The 14,642-nt window shown below is 71.1% G+C and carries 11 protein-coding genes; 5 read left to right on the forward strand and 6 right to left on the reverse strand.

Translation table 11 applies throughout. The annotated features are described in order from the left end of the window. Positions 1-3: 3 nt before the first annotated feature. Entirely contained in the window at positions 4-1,293 is a 1,290-nt protein-coding gene (locus tag LXN57_RS04105) for an ABC transporter substrate-binding protein (RefSeq protein WP_221375916.1), read from the reverse strand. Between the two features lie 310 nt (positions 1,294-1,603). On the opposite strand from LXN57_RS04105, the gene LXN57_RS04110 reads away from it, so the two are divergent. Then, positions 1,604-2,617 carry a LacI family DNA-binding transcriptional regulator gene (locus LXN57_RS04110; protein WP_251796632.1) on the forward strand — a complete coding sequence of 338 codons (1,014 nt, stop codon included), beginning with the start codon at positions 1,604-1,606 and terminating at the stop codon, positions 2,615-2,617. Between the two features lie 3 nt (positions 2,618-2,620). On the opposite strand, the gene LXN57_RS04115 is transcribed toward LXN57_RS04110, so the two are convergent. The 3 genes from LXN57_RS04115 to LXN57_RS04125 all read right to left on the reverse strand — a co-directional run bounded on the left by LXN57_RS04115 (position 2,621) and on the right by LXN57_RS04125 (position 6,735). Then, positions 2,621-5,242 (reverse strand): putative bifunctional diguanylate cyclase/phosphodiesterase, encoded by a 2,622-nt coding sequence (locus LXN57_RS04115; protein ID WP_308206589.1) that lies wholly within the window; start codon positions 5,240-5,242, stop codon positions 2,621-2,623. Positions 5,243-5,380: 138 nt separating this feature from the next. Continuing rightward, the gene (locus LXN57_RS04120; RefSeq protein ID WP_251796633.1) at positions 5,381-5,650 is read right to left on the reverse strand and encodes a MoaD/ThiS family protein; all 270 of its coding nucleotides are present in this window, start codon (positions 5,648-5,650) and stop codon (positions 5,381-5,383) included. Next, a complete protein-coding gene (locus LXN57_RS04125; RefSeq protein ID WP_251796634.1) occupies positions 5,650-6,735 on the reverse strand; it encodes a WD40/YVTN/BNR-like repeat-containing protein in 1,086 nt (361 codons plus the stop codon). Before LXN57_RS04125 ends, LXN57_RS04120 begins: the two co-directional genes overlap by 1 nt. 64 nt (positions 6,736-6,799) lie before the next feature. Between LXN57_RS04125 and LXN57_RS04130 the strand changes: the two genes are divergently transcribed. The 3 genes from LXN57_RS04130 (at position 6,800) to LXN57_RS04140 (ending at position 10,043) form a co-directional block, all read left to right on the forward strand. After that, positions 6,800-7,174, forward strand: coding sequence for a PH domain-containing protein (locus LXN57_RS04130; protein ID WP_251796635.1), 375 nt, complete (start codon positions 6,800-6,802; stop codon positions 7,172-7,174). A 52-nt stretch (positions 7,175-7,226) separates the two neighbouring features. Beyond that, complete coding sequence (locus LXN57_RS04135) at positions 7,227-8,411, forward strand: PQQ-dependent sugar dehydrogenase (protein WP_251796636.1); 1,185 nt, start codon at positions 7,227-7,229, stop codon at positions 8,409-8,411. A 63-nt stretch (positions 8,412-8,474) separates the two neighbouring features. Beyond that, on the forward strand, positions 8,475-10,043 hold the full coding sequence (locus tag LXN57_RS04140) for a metallophosphoesterase family protein (protein ID WP_251796637.1): 1,569 nt from the start codon (positions 8,475-8,477) through the stop codon (positions 10,041-10,043). A gap of 47 nt (positions 10,044-10,090) precedes the next feature. Here the strand turns inward: LXN57_RS04140 and gatB are convergent, their stop codons facing one another. Beyond that, positions 10,091-11,590, reverse strand: coding sequence for an Asp-tRNA(Asn)/Glu-tRNA(Gln) amidotransferase subunit GatB (gatB, locus tag LXN57_RS04145; RefSeq protein ID WP_221375910.1), 1,500 nt, complete (start codon positions 11,588-11,590; stop codon positions 10,091-10,093). A gap of 108 nt (positions 11,591-11,698) precedes the next feature. Here gatB and LXN57_RS04150 point away from each other — a divergent pair, with 108 nt between their 5' ends. Beyond that, a complete protein-coding gene (locus LXN57_RS04150; protein ID WP_251796638.1) occupies positions 11,699-13,168 on the forward strand; it encodes a M1 family metallopeptidase in 1,470 nt (489 codons plus the stop codon). A gap of 6 nt (positions 13,169-13,174) precedes the next feature. Here LXN57_RS04150 and gatA read toward each other — a convergent pair whose 3' ends face one another. Further along, positions 13,175-14,638: an Asp-tRNA(Asn)/Glu-tRNA(Gln) amidotransferase subunit GatA gene (gene gatA, locus LXN57_RS04155; RefSeq protein WP_251796639.1), complete on the reverse strand. Its 1,464-nt coding sequence runs from the start codon at positions 14,636-14,638 to the stop codon at positions 13,175-13,177. Positions 14,639-14,642 lie beyond the last annotated feature (4 nt).

Consider the following 14,642-nt stretch of genomic DNA (forward strand, 5'->3'; position numbering starts at 1 on the left):
GGGTCAGGCCTTACCGGTCTTCGCGACCTTCTCGGCCTGCTTGACCGCCTCGGCCCAGGCCGCGTCCGACTTGAGGCCGCCCTGCTGCACGCGGGTGATCACGTTCTCCACGGCCACCCGGGTCGGGCCGTTCTTCTTGCCCAGGTACTGCGGCTTGAGGCTCTCCGCGGTGGCGGCGAAGATCTGACCGGTGGGCGCGTCGCTCATGAATTCCTTCTTGTAGTCGAGCACCGCCGGGTCCTTGTACAGGGCGGGCTGCGACGGAAGGTTGCCGACGGTCTTGAAGACCTCGATCTGCTGCTCCGGCTGGACCATCCACTTCACGAACTCGGCCGCGGCGTCGACGTTCTTGCCCTGCGACGGGATGGTCCACCAGGAACCGCCCCAGTTGCCGCCGCCGCCCGGGATCGCGGCGATGTCCCACTTGCCCTTCTGGTCGGGCGCGGTCTCCTGGATGTGGCCGAGCATCCACGCCGGGCAGGCCAGCACGGCGAACTGGTCCTTCTTGAAGCCCTGGTTCCAGTTGGGCTGGAAGCTGGCCAGGTTGGCCGAGATGCCGGCGTCGATCGCCTTCATGCTCACGTCGAAGGCGACCTTCGGGCCGCCGTTCATCTGCAGCTGCTCCTGCTCGTCGTAGAAGCCGACGGGCTGCTGGGCCAGCACCGGGTTGAACATGTTGGTGCCGGAGTCGATGAACTTCTTGCCGGTCTTGGCGGTGTACTGCTTGCCGACGTTGATGAAGTCGTCCCAGTTCGTCCACAGCTTGGAGACGGCGTCGCGGTCCTTGGGCAGGCCGGCCTTCTCGAACAGGTCGCTGCGGTAGCACATGGCCAGGCCGCCGACGTCGGTGCCGAGGCCGATCTGCTTGCCGTCGGCCGACATGGACGCCTTCCACTTCCAGTCCAGGTACTTCGACTCGAAGTCGGCGCCGCCCTTGTCGAGCAGGTTGACGAACTTGTCGGCCTGGTTGCGGAACTGGACGATGAAGCCCTCGTCGACCGCCGAGATGTCCGGGGCGCCCGAGCCGGCTACCAGCTTCTTCTGCAGGTCCTCGTGCTGGGCGTTGAACTCGCCCGTGTTCAGCACGATCTTGATGTTCGGGTGGTCCTTCTCGTACTTGGCCTTGAGCGCGTCCAGGCCCATGTCGCCCCAGAAGTTGACCTTGAGCGTGATCTGCTCGCCGGCCGCGCCGTTGCTGGTGTCTTCCTTGCCCTCGAGGCTCTGCCCACTGCAGCCCGCGATCAGAAGGGTCGCCGCCATACCGGCGACAGCCGCCCGCACAGTCCGTCTCATTACGCGCCTCCACGGCGGAGAAAATTTACTGAACCGGATAAGTTGTGGAGACGCTATGACGGAGGTCCATGACTGTCAATACCGTGTTACGAGGTTGATCTGGCATCGTTGTCAGTACTCTTTAAGCGGGATGAATCATCCATTTCGGGTCATCACTGTTTACAAAATCTGGTGTGTCCGTTGACACTTAACCGATCAATCCGGGTCGCCGCCGTTCGTTCATCTCGGCCTAGTTCCGCGTGAGAGCGCTCTACCGATTCAGGCGCCGGTAAACTCCGCCGGTAGGCTCGGCGGGAACAGAGGAGACCGAGTGAAGCGGCCCACGATCGCCGATATCGCACGGCGGGCGGGTGTGTCGAAGGGCGCGGTGTCGTACGCGCTCAACGGCCAGCCCGGCGTCTCCGAGGCGACCCGGCAACGCATCGTGGCCATCGCCCAGGAGATCGGCTTCAACCCGAACAGCGCCGCCCGGGCACTGTCCGGCGCCAGCGCGCGCGCCGTCGGCCTCACCCTGTGCCGCCCGGCGCGCATCCTCAGCATCGAGCCGTTCTTCATGGGCCTGATCAGCGGCTTCGAGGCCGAACTGGCCGCCCGCTCGTACGCCCTCACCTTGCAGGTCGTGGCCACCCCCGAGCACGAGGTCGAGGTCTACCGCCGCTGGTGGGGCGAGCGGCGCATCGACGGCGTGATCGTCACCGACCTGCGCGAGAACGACGTCCGCATCCCCGTGCTGCAACAGCTCCAGCTGCCGGCCGTGGTCATCGGCGGCCCCGGCGACACCGGCAAGATCGCCCAGGTCTGGTCGGACGACGCCGGCGCGATCACCGAAGCCGTGCGCTACCTGGTGGCGCTCGGCCACCGCCGGATAGCCCGGGTGGGCGGCCTGCCCGACCTGCTGCACACCCGCACCCGGACCAGGGCGTTCGAAGAGGTCTGCACCTCACTGGGCCTCAACGAGGCGGTCACGATGCCGTCGGACTACACCGGCGAAGAGGGCGGCCGGGCCACCCGCCGGCTGCTGATCGGCGCCGACCGGCCCACCGCGGTCATCTACGACAACGACGTGATGGCCGTGGCCGGGCTGGCCGTGGCGCAGGAGATGGGCCTGTCCGTGCCGGGCGATCTGTCCATCGTGGCCTGGGACGACTCCCCACTGTGCAGCCTGGTGCACCCACCGCTGACCGCCCTGTCGCGCGACATCGCCGAGTACGGCGCCCACGCCGCCCGCGAGCTGCTGGCCGCCATCGACGGCAAGCAGGTCAGCAACGTCGAGGCCGGCACGGCCCACCTCACCCCGAGGGGCAGCACAGCCCCGCCGCGCTAGCGGCTAACCGCGGTGGGTCTCCAGGTAGGCCTCGATGCGCTCGGCCGGGGCCGGACGGCCCAGCACGAAACCCTGCCCGTACAGGCAGCCGGCCTTGGCCGCGCGCTCACACTGCTCACGGGTCTCGAGCCCCTTGGCCACGATCTCGAGACCCAGGCGGCGGCCCAGGCTGACCACGACGTCGATCACCGCCGGGCCGGTGCCGGGACCGGTCGCGGGCGTCGTGCTCGACAGCGACGCGTGCAGCTTGAGCATGTCGACCGGCAGGCGGCGCAGGTGGGACAGCGAGGCCTGGCCCGCGCCGAAGTCGTCGAGCGCCGCCCGTACGCCGAGTTTGCGCAGCCCGGCCAGGGAGGCCACGACCGCGGGCACGTCCTCGGCGATCCACGCCTCGGCCACCTCGACCACCAGGCGTTCGGGGGCCACGCCATGCCGCTGGAGGGTCGAAGCCACCCGGTCCGGGAAGCGGGCGGTCAGCAGCTCGCGCGGCGAGACGTTGACCGACAGCCAGAAGCCGTTGTCGCCGCCCGTCCAGGCCGACAGATGCTTGCAGGCCGCGTCGAGCACCCATTCGTCGAGCTCGGCCGAGATGCCCACGGCCCGGGCGATCGGCAGCAGTTCGTTGGGCAGGATCGTGCCGAGCTGCGGATGCCGCCAGCGCAGCAGCGCCTCGACCCCCACCGGCTGGTCGTCACGCAGGTCGACCACGGGCTGGAAGACCAGGTCGAGCTCGCCCCGGTCGGCCGCGCCCAGCAGCTCACGCTCGAGATCCATGCGGCGGTTGAGCTGCATCTCGACGTCGGGGTCGTACCACTCGACCCGGTCGATGCCGAGCTGGCGGGCCCGCCGCCGGGCCAGGTCGGCGTGGCGCAGCACCTCGTCGGAATCCTCGCCGCCGGCCAGTTCGGCCAGGCCTATGCTGGTGTGCAGCTCGACGATCGAGCCCGGCAGCTGCAACGGCTCGGCCACCGCGACCGCGATGCGGCTGGCCAGCGCGTAGGCCAGCACGGCGCCGTCGGTGGTGAGCACGGCGAACTCGTCGCCGCCGAGCCGGGCGGGCAGGTCGTCCCCGCTGAGCAGGCCGCGCAGGCGGCGGCCGACCTCGATCAGCACCGCGTCGCCGGTCTCGCGGCCCCGGCTGTCGTTGATCTCGGCCAGGCCGTGCAGGTCGATCACCAGCAGAGTGCCCGGCTGACCGGCGCGGCGGCGGTGGGCCAGCAGCTCGCGCATCAGCGCCCGCCGGTTGGCCAGGCCGGTGAGCTGGTCGGTGGACGACAGCTTGTGCAGCGTCCGCTCCAGGTGCCGGCGCTCGCCGATGTCGCGCACGTGCACCACCAGCGCCGCCACCTCGGGCACGGAACGCTGGTCGGCGATGGTCGACTCGGTCTCCCGCCACATCTCGGCGCCGTCGCGCAGCCGGGCCGTGACCAGCGCGGGCGGCCCGTCGGCGCCCTCCCCGGCGAGCACCGCGGCGATCACCTCACGCGCGCCCTCGACGTCGTCGGGGTGGATCAGCTCGATGAAGGCGCGGCCCACCACCTCGTCGTCGTCGAGCCCGAACAGGCGGGACGCGGCCGGGGACTGCCAGGTGATCCGCAGATCCCGGTCGAGCACCAGGGTGAGGTCGGTGGCCCCGGCGACCAGCGAGCGGAAGTGGGCCTCGGCGGTCTGCAACTGGCCCGCGTAGCGACGGATGTCGTGCACGACGAGCAGCTCACGCATCGCCAGCACGGCGACCATCGCGATGCCAAGGATGATGCTGGTGGGGTCGAACGTGCGCACCATGATCAGGTGCCAGATCGCGGCCAGCACGCCCACCCCGGCCGGCACGGCGAGCAGCGGATAGCTGGCCAAGTACTGGTCGGGGTGGCGGGGCTCGAGCGGCACCGCGGGCAGGTCGCGCCGGGAGCCGCCCTCGACGGTCAGGGCCAGGCCGGCGACGATGGGCAGGCCGGCGAGGACCAGGACGGCCCCGCTCGTGCCGACGGCGATCGCGCCGAGCCCGCTCAGCACCAGGATCGCCCCGATGCCGCAGCGGACCGCGGGCCGGCGCCGGGGCCGGCCGCGGAGGATCGCCACCAGCACGATGGCGGCGCCGGTGGCGCCGACCGCGATCATCGACACGGCGCTCGGGCGGGCGACGTCGGCCGGGGTGAGCAGATAGGCGGCGAAGGCGAGGCTGACGCCCAGACCGAGGCCGTCGAAAGCGCGCCGGGAATGCACCGCCCACCCCGTGCCCGAGCCGGGCAGCAGCAGTGTGCCGGTCGCATACAGGGCCGCGGCCAGGCCGAACGCGACGGTCACCCACACGCCCGCCGCCGGCGGCGAGAACAGTGTGAGCAGCACGGCGACGACCGAGGCAAGCGCGCCCAGGCCCACGAGGCCGGCCCCGCGGCAGGCCACGAAGGACTGGTCGGCGTGGTGGATCGAGAACGCGGCCCGTACCAGGTGGAAGGTGGCCCACAGGCCGCAGCCGCCGACGCCGGCAGCCAGTGTGAGCGGGGCCGGAAGCAAGCCGACGTAACCCGTCAGCAGCGCGAGGGCCGCGGCCACGGGTACGGCCAATGACATCGCCCGGCGTCGGGGCCGGGCGGTGTGCGTGCGCGTGGGGGGCGGCGCTGGCACGTCGACGGATCCTCCCGGATTCTCGTCGGATCAGGGATGGTGCGGGGTCTGCTCCGGACAACGAGCGTCCCCCGAACAGGTTACGGCCGCGTGTTGCGCCCGCGCACCTCCGCAGCGTCGGCTATGGACGCCGGACAGTCAACGGGCGCCGCCGGCCACCGAGGGCAGCACCTGGATCTCGGAACCCGGCGCGACCGGCGTCTCGAGGACGGCCTGCTCGCCGTCCACAAAGACGTTCACGTAGCGGCGGACGGCGCCCCGCTCGTCGCGGATGCGGCGGGACAGCAGCGGCCAGCGCTCGCCGACCTCGGCCAGCACCGCACCGAGCGTGCCCGCCGCGGCGATCTCGAGCCGGGACGCGCCGCCGGCCTCGGCCCGCAGCACGCCCGGCACCAGAAGCACCGGCATCAGACCGCCACCGCCCGCACCGAGAGCACGTCGGGCAGGTGGGTCACCACGGTCGACCAGGTCTCGCCCTCGTCGTTGGTGGCGAAGACCTCGCCGGCCCGGGTGCCGAAGTAGACGCCGGCCGGGTCGAGGTTGTCGGCGCACATCGCATCGCGCAGCACGACTGGGTAGTAGGGGCCGTCGGGCAGGCCCTCGTGCTGTGGTTCCCACTTCTCGCCGGCGTCGGTCGAGCGGTAGACCCGGCAGCGCAGCCCGGTGGGGTGGCGCTCGCTGTCGGCGATGAGCGGGAAGTTCCACAGTGTGCCGGGGCGGTGCGGGTGAGCCACGATCGGGAACCCGAAGTCGGAGGGCAGCGTGCCGGCGATCGACTGCCAGCTGTCGCCACCGTCGGTGGAGCGGTAGACGCCGTGGTGGTTCTGCGCGTAAAGCTGCTCGGGGTCGCCGGCGTCGCGGGCCACGCGGTGGACGCACTGGCCGAATTCGGGCCACGGATCGGGGAAGAAATAGGCCTTGATGCCCCGATTGGCCGGCGACCAGCTCTCGCCGCCGTCGCCGGAGCGGTAGACCCCGCCGGTCGACATGGCCACCAGCAGCCGGGACGGGTCGCCGGGGTGGGGCAGGATCGTGTGGATCGCCTGACCGCCGAACCCGGCGCCCCATTCCGGGCGGTGCGGATGTTCCCACAACCCGCGCACCAGCTCGAAGGAGCGGCCACCGTCGGCCGAACGGAACAGCGCGGAGGGCTGGGTGCCCGCGTAGACCACGCCCGGCTCGGCGGCACTGCCGGGAGCGATCTGCCAGACCCGCTCGACCGCGGCCCCCGCGTCTTCGGGGAAGGCGATGGGGGCGGACTCGGGCTCGTGCCAGGTGGCACCGAGGTCGTCGCTGACCGCGACGCTCGGGCCGAAGTGGGAGTTGTCGACCGCGGCCAGCAGGCGTGGGCGGGGGCCGCGAGGATCCACGCCGATCGTGTAGACCGCCGTGCCGGGGAAAAGAGCCGGGCCGACCTGCCATGCCCGGCGGTCGTCGTCGCCGGTGGCCAGGAACAGGCCCTTCTGCGTACCGATCGCAAGAAGCACTGTCATGGCCACGAGTATGCGCGCCGGGTCCGACAGAAACGCCGCACAGCGGGGGTGGGAGGATGAGGACGTGCGTTCGAAGCCCCTGCTCCGCGTCCGCAAGACCGGCGCCCTGATGGTCGCCGCCGTCCTCGCGTTCGTCAGCGGTGTTCCGCTCGCCGGCGTCTCCTGGGCGTGGTCCCTGATCCTGCTGATCCCGGTGGCCTTCTTCGTCTGGGCCTGGCGCGCCGGCACCGACGTCTACGCCGACCGGCTGCGCGTCCGCGCCCTGTTCGGCAACACGACGGTGCCGTGGGAACGGATCACCGAGCTGGCGCCCGACCCCAGTGGCCAGATCTCCGCCCTGCTCGACAACGGCAACGTCATTCGCCTCACCGCCGTCACCACTGACAACCTGTCTAGGGTGCTGGCTGCGGGCGGACAGGAAGTCGGCCACTCCGACTGACTTCCCAGGCGACCTCGCTACCCTGGGGTGCGTCGAGTCTCGAGGAGGTCGAGTGATCGTGCGTTCCCGCCGGGCCCGCGGCGCCACGGTGGCGCTCGCCGCCACGCTGGGGCTCGCCACGGCGTGCAGCTTCGGCCCGCCCGATCCCGACCAGCAGGGCGCCCCGCCCAACCTGCCCGCCCCTTCGGCCGAGGAATCGGCCGGGGCCGGCGCCGAGGACCAGGGCGGCGGCGGCAGCCAGGAGGTCGCGATCACCGTCCTGGCCAAGGATCTGGATGTGCCGTGGGGCATGGCCTTCCTGCCCGACGGGTCGGGGCTGGTCACCGAGCGCGACACCGGCCGCATCCTCAAGGTCGGCCCCGAGTCCGACGCCAACGGGCTCACCGTCACCCAGGTCCACCGGTTGACCGAGGTGAAGCCCGCAGGCGACGGCGGCCTGCTCGGCATCGCCGTCTCGCCCAAGTACAAGACCGACAAGCTGGTGTACGTCTACTACTCCACCGCGACGGACAACCGCGTCGGCAAGCTGACCCTGGGTGGCAAGGTCCAGCCGATCCTCACCGGCATCCCGCGCTCGCGTGACTTCAACGGCGGCGCGCTGGCCTTCGGTCCCGACGGTTTCCTCTATGCCGGCACGGGCGACGGCACTGCCACCGGCGCCCAGGCGCAGAACCCGAAGAGCCTGGGCGGCAAGATTCTGCGGATGACCGTGGCCGGCAAGCCCGCCCCCGGCAACCCCGTCAAGGCCAGCCTCGTCTGGAGCTCCGGCCACCGCAACGTCCAGGGAATCGCCTGGGACAAGACCAAGCGCATGTACGCGAGCGAGAGCGGTCAGCGCCGGTCGGGCGAGCTCAACGTGATCGCCAAGGGCAAGAACTACGGCTGGCCCCGGGCGGACGGCGCGGGCAGCGACACCAAGCTGACCAACCCGGTGTTCAGCTGGCCGGTCGCCGAGTCCGGCTGCTCCGGCGTCGCCACGTTCGAACAGACGGTGGCCAACGCGTGCCTGCTCGGCAAGCGGGTCTACCTGCTCACCATCACCGAGAACGGCACGGTGCTGGGCACACCGCAGTCGGTGCTGACCGGCGAGTACGGGCGCCTGCGGGGCCTGGTGGCGGCGCCCGACGGCTCGCTCTGGGCCGGCACCTCGAACCAGGAGGACGACGGCGACCCCGGCCCCGAGGACGACCGGATCATTCGGCTGGTCTTCTCGGACGGTGGCGCCGGCCGCAGCTGAGGTGGGCCACGGTGGGAGGGCACACAGTTTGACGCGCGACAGGGCGGGGCAGGTGAGGCGGCGATGACCTCGATTACCTCGACGGCCGGCCGCTGGTGGGGTGCCGTCCGCCGCAGCCGGTGGACGCGGCGGTCCCTCGTCGGCGCGATGGTCGCCCTGGTCAGCGTGACCGGCGCGGTGATCGGCACGATGCTCTTCGCGCACGCCGACGTCGCCGTCGGCCCGTTCCGCGCCGAGATGTCGATCAGCCCGTCGATCCTCGGCGGGACCGAGGTCGACCTGCCGCCGCTGGGCTCGCTCCACCTCGACAGCCACGACGGCCCGATCCACCTCAAGGTCAACCTGGCCGCCCTCGACCAGAACCGCACCGAGGCGCTGATCGACGACCCCGCGGCGATCAGCTCGGCCGGCGAGAACGCGGTCGACGACGTCCGCGACGGCGTGATCCGGCTCGGGGTGCGCACTCTCGGCATCGCGGTGCTCAGCGCCCTGGTGCTGAGCGCGCTGATCTTCCGGAACGTGCGCCGGGTCGCCGTGGCCGGCGTGACCGCCCTGGTGGTGACCGGCGGCAGCCTCGGCCTGGCGGCCGGCACCCTGCGGCCCGACTCGATCGCCGAGCCGCGCTACGAGGGTCTGCTGGTCAACGCGCCGGCCGTGGTCGGTGACGCGCGCCGGATCGCCGACAACTACGGGCGCTACTCCGAGCAGCTGCAGCAGATCGTCAGCAACGTGAGCCGGCTGTACACGACGGTGTCGACGCTTCCGGTGTACGAGCCGGAGGCGAACACCACGCGCATCCTGCACGTCTCCGACCTGCACCTGAGCCCGCAGGCGTACGGTCTGATCCGCACCGTGGTGCAGACGTTCGAGATCGACGCCGTGATCGACACCGGCGACCTGGTCGACTGGGGCAGCACCGCCGAGACCGGCTACGCCTCGTCGATCCCGTCGGTCGGTGTCCCGTACATCTGGGTCCGCGGCAACCACGACTCGGCCTCGATCCAGACCGCCGTGGCCCGCCAGCGCAACGCCGTCGTGCTCGACAACGAGATCACCACGGTCGACGGCCTGACCATCGCGGGCATCGGCGACCCCGAGTTCACGCCCGACAAGAGCGAGACCCCGGCGGCCGCCGACGCCGACGACCCCTCGCAGTCCCCGCTGCTGCGCGCCGGCGGCCAGCTGGCCGACACGATCCGCGCCGCCGGCAAGCCGGTCGACATCGCCCTGGTCCACGACCCGGCGATGGCCCCGCCGCTGTCGGGCGTGGTGCCGCTGGTGCTGGCCGGCCACAAACACCAGCGCGAGGTGAGTCTGCTGCCCGAGCCGGCGCCCGCTCCCTCGGCCTCCCCGTCACCCGCGCCCTCGGGCAACGGCGCCCAGGCGCCCCTGGCGACCAGGCTCATGGTCGAGGGCTCCACCGGCGGCGCCGGGCTGCGCGGGCTCGAGAAGGAGGAGCCGACGCCGTTGAGTCTGTCGGTCCTCTATTTCGACGAGAACAGGCAGCTCAAGGCGTACGACGACATCCAGCTGGGCGGCACCGGCCAGTCCAACGTCGAGATGCAGCGCAACGTCGTCGGCGCCGAGCCCGAGGCCACGCCGACTCCGTCCACTTCAGCCTCACCGGGCTGATCGTGGTGGGTGGCCCGGCCCCGCGAGGGCCGGGCCGGGAGATCGGATCAGGCAGCGCCGAGGCGTTCCAGGATCAGCTCGCGGACCGTCTTGGCGTCGGCCTGGCCGCGGGTGGTCTTCATGACCGCGCCGACCAGGGCGCCGGCCGCGGCGACCTTGCCGTCGCGAACCTTGGCCGCGATGTCGGGGTTGGCGGCGATCGCCTCGTCGACCGCGGCGGTCAGCGCGCCGGTGTCGGAGACGACCCCGAGGCCGCGGGCGCTCATGACAGCCGCCGGGTCGCCCTCGCCCGCGACGACGCCCTCGAGCACCTGGCGGGCCAGCTTGTCGTTGAGCTTGCCCTCGTCGACCAGCTTCTGCAGGGCGGCGACCTGGGCCGGCGTGGCGCCGACGGCGGACAGCTCGACCCCGGTCTCGTTGGCCCGGCGGGCCAGCTCACCCATCCACCACTTGCGCGCGCCGGCGGGCGAGGCGCCGGCCGCGATCGTCTCTTCGATCAGCTCGACGGCGCCGGCGTTGGCCACCGACTGCATGTCGGTCGCGCTGATGCCCCACTGCTCGGCCAGCCGGGCCCGCTTGACGCTGGGCCGTTCGGGCAGCGCCGCCTTGAGCTCGGCCACCCAGGCCGCGTCGGGCGCGATCGGCACCAGGTCGGGCTCGGGGAAGTAGCGATAGTCGGTCGCCGTCTCCTTGGAGCGGCCGGGGCGCGTGTCGCCGGTCGTCTCCTGGAAGTGGCGGGTCTCCTGGAAGATGCGGACACCGTCGTCGAGCAGGCCGGACTGGCGGATGATCTCGGAACGGACGGCGCGCTCGACCGAGCGCAGCGAGTTCACGTTCTTGGTCTCGGTGCGGGTGCCCCACTCCTCGCCCGGCTTGTTGAGCGAGGTGTTGACGTCGCAGCGCAGCGAGCCCTGTTCCATCCGCACGTCGGAGACGCCCAACGAGCGGATGATGTCGCGCAACTCGGCCACATAGGCCTTGGCGACCTCAGGCGCCAGCGCGCCGATGCCGGGCACCGGCTTGGTGACGATCTCGACCAGGGGGATGCCGGCGCGGTTGTAGTCGACCAGCGACTCGGTGGCGCCGTGGATGCGGCCCGTCGCGCCGCCGACGTGCAGGGACTTGCCGGTGTCTTCCTCGAGGTGCACGCGCTCGATGCCGATCCGGTATTCCTTGCCGTCGACCTCGACGTCGACGTAGCCCTCGACGCAGAGCGGCTCGTCGTACTGCGAGGTCTGGAAGTTCTTCGGCATGTCGGGGTAGAAGTAGTTCTTCCGCGCCATGCGGCACCACGAGGCGATGTCGCAGTTGAGGGCGAGGCCGATGCGGATCGTCGCCTCGATCGCGGCCCGGTTGGCCACCGGCAGCGCGCCCGGCAGGCCCAGGCAGACGGGGCAGACCTGGGTGTTCGGCTCGGCGCCGAACTCGGTGCGGCAGCCGCAGAACATCTTGGTGGCCGTGCCCAGCTCGACGTGGGTCTCGAGGCCGATGACCGGCTCGTAACGCGCGACGGCGTCGTCGTATGCGGGCAGCGCGGTGGTGGTCATGGCTCCAGAATAGTGGGCCCGACCGACAGAATTTCGGTGACCCACAGCCGCTCGCAGTTATCCACAGCCGCCCCCACAGCTGAAGATCATTTCGGTACGGTCCCCGCCATGCAACGCGCTCCCCTCGCCGTCGTCGCCATCGTGGCGGCCACCCTCATCGCGGGCTGCGACGACGACGCAACCACCATCACCTCCTCCTCCTCCTCCGCCTCCACGCCCCCGTCCGGCGCCGCGCCCGCGCCCGCCGCGGTCGACTACGCCCGCTGGCAGGCCGGCACCTCCAAGCCGACCGCCGACAAGCTCTACCCCCAGCACGGCACGGCCGCCCTCGACGTCCTGCACTACGACCTGAAACTCGAGTGGCAGCCGCCGAAGAAGCTGCTCACCGGCACGGCGACGCTCCGGATCCGCCCGACCGCCGACGCGGCCGAACTCAAGCTCGACTTCAAGCCGTACCAGCTCGACAAGGTCACCGTCGACGGCGCCGTCACACCGGCGACGGTCCGGAAAGAGAAGCTGGTCGTCCCGGCCGCCCTCAGCAAAGACAAGCCGATCACGCTGGTCGTGGCGTACCACGGCAAGCCGGCGACCACGCCCATCCCCTCGCACCGCTCCGACGTCGAGCCGCTCGGCCTCACGATCACCAAAGAGGGTGGCCTGTGGACGATGCAGGAGCCGTGGGGCGCCTTCACCTGGTACCCGGCGAACGACCAGCCGTCCGACAAGGCCCTGTACGACATCGCGGTGACCGTGCCGGCCGGTTGGTCCGGCATCGCGGCCGGCTCGCTCGTCACCCGGCAGGGCAACACGTTCCGCTACCGCAGCATCGACCCCATGGCCACCTACCTGCAGACCCTCGCCGTCGGCAAGTACAAGAAGGTCAGCGCCAAGGGCCCGCGCGGCATCCCGCTCACCTACTGGTACCGCCCCGGCAAGGACGAGAAGTTCCTGCCCTCGCTGAAGAAGTCGCCGGCCTTCGTCAGCTTCCTCGAGAAGCGATTCGGCCCCTACCCGTTCCCCACCGGCGGCGCCGTCATGGTCGATTCGGAATCGGCCATGGAGACCCAGCAGATGATCACCATGGGCGGCAAGAAGAAGAGGTTCGACCGGGAGCTCTTCGAGGAAGACCTGCTGCACGAGTACGCACACCACTGGTTCGGCGACTCGGTCACCCCGTCGACCTGGACCGACCTGTGGCTCAACGAGGGCTGGGCGACCTACGTGCAGTTCCTCTACTCGCAGTCGGTGCTCGAATACAGCGACAAGGAGCTCGAGGATTACCTGCGCCGGGCCGACGCCGACCTGCGCAAGCGGCTCGGGCCGCCCGGCAAGCCACGGGCCGCCAACTTCGCCGAGAGCAACGTCTACCTCTGCCCGGCCGCCATGCTCAAGGAACTGAACGACGCCCTCGGCGACGCGAAGTTCTTCGCGCTGGGCCGGGCCTGGGTGCAGACGCAGAAGAACACCCAGCAGAACCGGGCGTCCTTCACCGCCTTCGTCAACAAGCAGACCGGCCGCGACTTCACCAAGCTGATCAACAGCTGGCTGGACTCGAAGTCCACGCCGCGGCCGGCATAGGGCCTGCTAGAGGGCCGGCGGCGTGAGGGTCCCGACCGCGGACTCGAGCGCCGCCGCCACCCGGTACATCCGGTCGTCGGCCAGCGTCGGCGCCATCACCTGGAAGCCGACCGGCAACCCCTCGGACAGCCCGCACGGCACCGAGATCGCCGGGCCGCCGTACAGGTTGGTCGGGATCGTGAAGAGGTCGGCCAGATACATCTGGTAGGGATCCGAGGTGCGCGACCCGAACGGGAAGGCCACGAACGGCGTGGTCGGCGAGACCAGCACGTCGACCCGCTCGAACGCCGACTCGAAGTCCCGCGTGATCAGCGTGCGGACCTTCTGCGCCTGGCCGTAGTAGGCGTCGTAGTAGCCGCTGGAGAGCGCGTACGTGCCCAGGATGATGCGCCGCTTCACCTCGGGGCCGAAGCCGGCCTCACGGGTCAGCGACATGACCTCTTCCAGCGAGCGGTTGCCGTCGTCGCCGACCCGCAGGCCGTAGCGCACGCCGTCGAACCGGGCCAGGTTGGAGGACGCCTCGCTGGGCGCGATCAGGTAGTAGGCCGGAAGCGCGTACTGGAAGTGCGGGCACGACACCTCGACGATCTCGGCGCCCAGCTTGACCAGCGCCTCGAGCGACTCGTGGAACGCGCTCAGCACGCCCGGCTCGGACCCGTCGCCCGCGAACTCCTTGACCACGCCCAGCTTGACGCCGCTCAGGTCGCCGGTGGCGCCGCGACGGGCCGCGCCGACCACGTCGGGCACCGGCTGCGGGATGGACGTGGAGTCGCGCGGGTCGTGGCCGGCGATGACCGAGTGCAGCAGAGCCGCGTCCTCGACGTTGCGGGCGCACGGGCCGGGCGTGTCGAGCGACGACGAGAACGCGATCAGGCCGTAGCGCGAGGTGCCGCCGTACGTCGGCTTGGCGCCGACCGTGCCGGTGACCGCGCCCGGCTGACGGATCGAGCCGCCGGTGTCGGTGCCGATCGCCAGCGGCGCCTCGTAGGCGGCGATGGCCGCGGCGCTGCCGCCACCCGAGCCGCCCGGGATGCGACCGAGGTCCCACGGGTTGTTCGTGGCCCCGTAGGCGGAGTATTCGGTGGACGAACCCATCGCGAACTCGTCCATGTTGGTCTTGCCGAGCATCACCGTGCCGGCCGCGCGCAGCCGCTCGACGATCGTCGCGTCGTACGGCGGGCGCCAGCCCTCAAGGATCTTGGAGGCGGCGGTCGTCGGCACACCCTTGGTGGCGATCACGTCTTTGACGGCCACCGGCACGCCGGCCAGCGGGCCCTTGACGTCGCCGGCGTCGACCGCAGCCGCCGCGGCGAGCGCACCCTCGCGATCGACGTGCAGGAAGGCGTGCACCCGCTCGTCGACGGCGTCGATCCGGTCGAGGTGGGCCTGGGCGACCTCGACGGCCGAGGCCTGCTTGCCGGCGATGGCCTTGGCGAGCTGAGCCGCCGACATCTTCGTCAGGTCAGACACGGCG

The sequence above is a fragment of the Paractinoplanes hotanensis genome (genome assembly GCF_023717965.1).
Classification (GTDB): Bacteria; Actinomycetota; Actinomycetes; order Mycobacteriales; family Micromonosporaceae; genus Actinoplanes; species Actinoplanes polyasparticus.

What these genes read in the sequence shown, in the direction of transcription:
- LXN57_RS04105 (WP_221375916.1), bottom strand. Translation starts at nt 1,293, where the DNA reads ATGAGACGGACTGTGCGGGCGGCTGTCGCCGGTATGGCGGCGACCCTT.
- LXN57_RS04120 (WP_251796633.1), bottom strand. Translation starts at nt 5,650, where the DNA reads ATGCCGGTGCTTCTGGTGCCGGGCGTGCTGCGGGCCGAGGCCGGCGGC.
- LXN57_RS04125 (WP_251796634.1), bottom strand. Translation starts at nt 6,735, where the DNA reads ATGACAGTGCTTCTTGCGATCGGTACGCAGAAGGGCCTGTTCCTGGCC.
- LXN57_RS04140 (WP_251796637.1), top strand. Translation starts at nt 8,475, where the DNA reads ATGACCTCGATTACCTCGACGGCCGGCCGCTGGTGGGGTGCCGTCCGC.
- gatB (WP_221375910.1), bottom strand. Translation starts at nt 11,590, where the DNA reads ATGACCACCACCGCGCTGCCCGCATACGACGACGCCGTCGCGCGTTAC.
- LXN57_RS04150 (WP_251796638.1), top strand. Translation starts at nt 11,699, where the DNA reads ATGCAACGCGCTCCCCTCGCCGTCGTCGCCATCGTGGCGGCCACCCTC.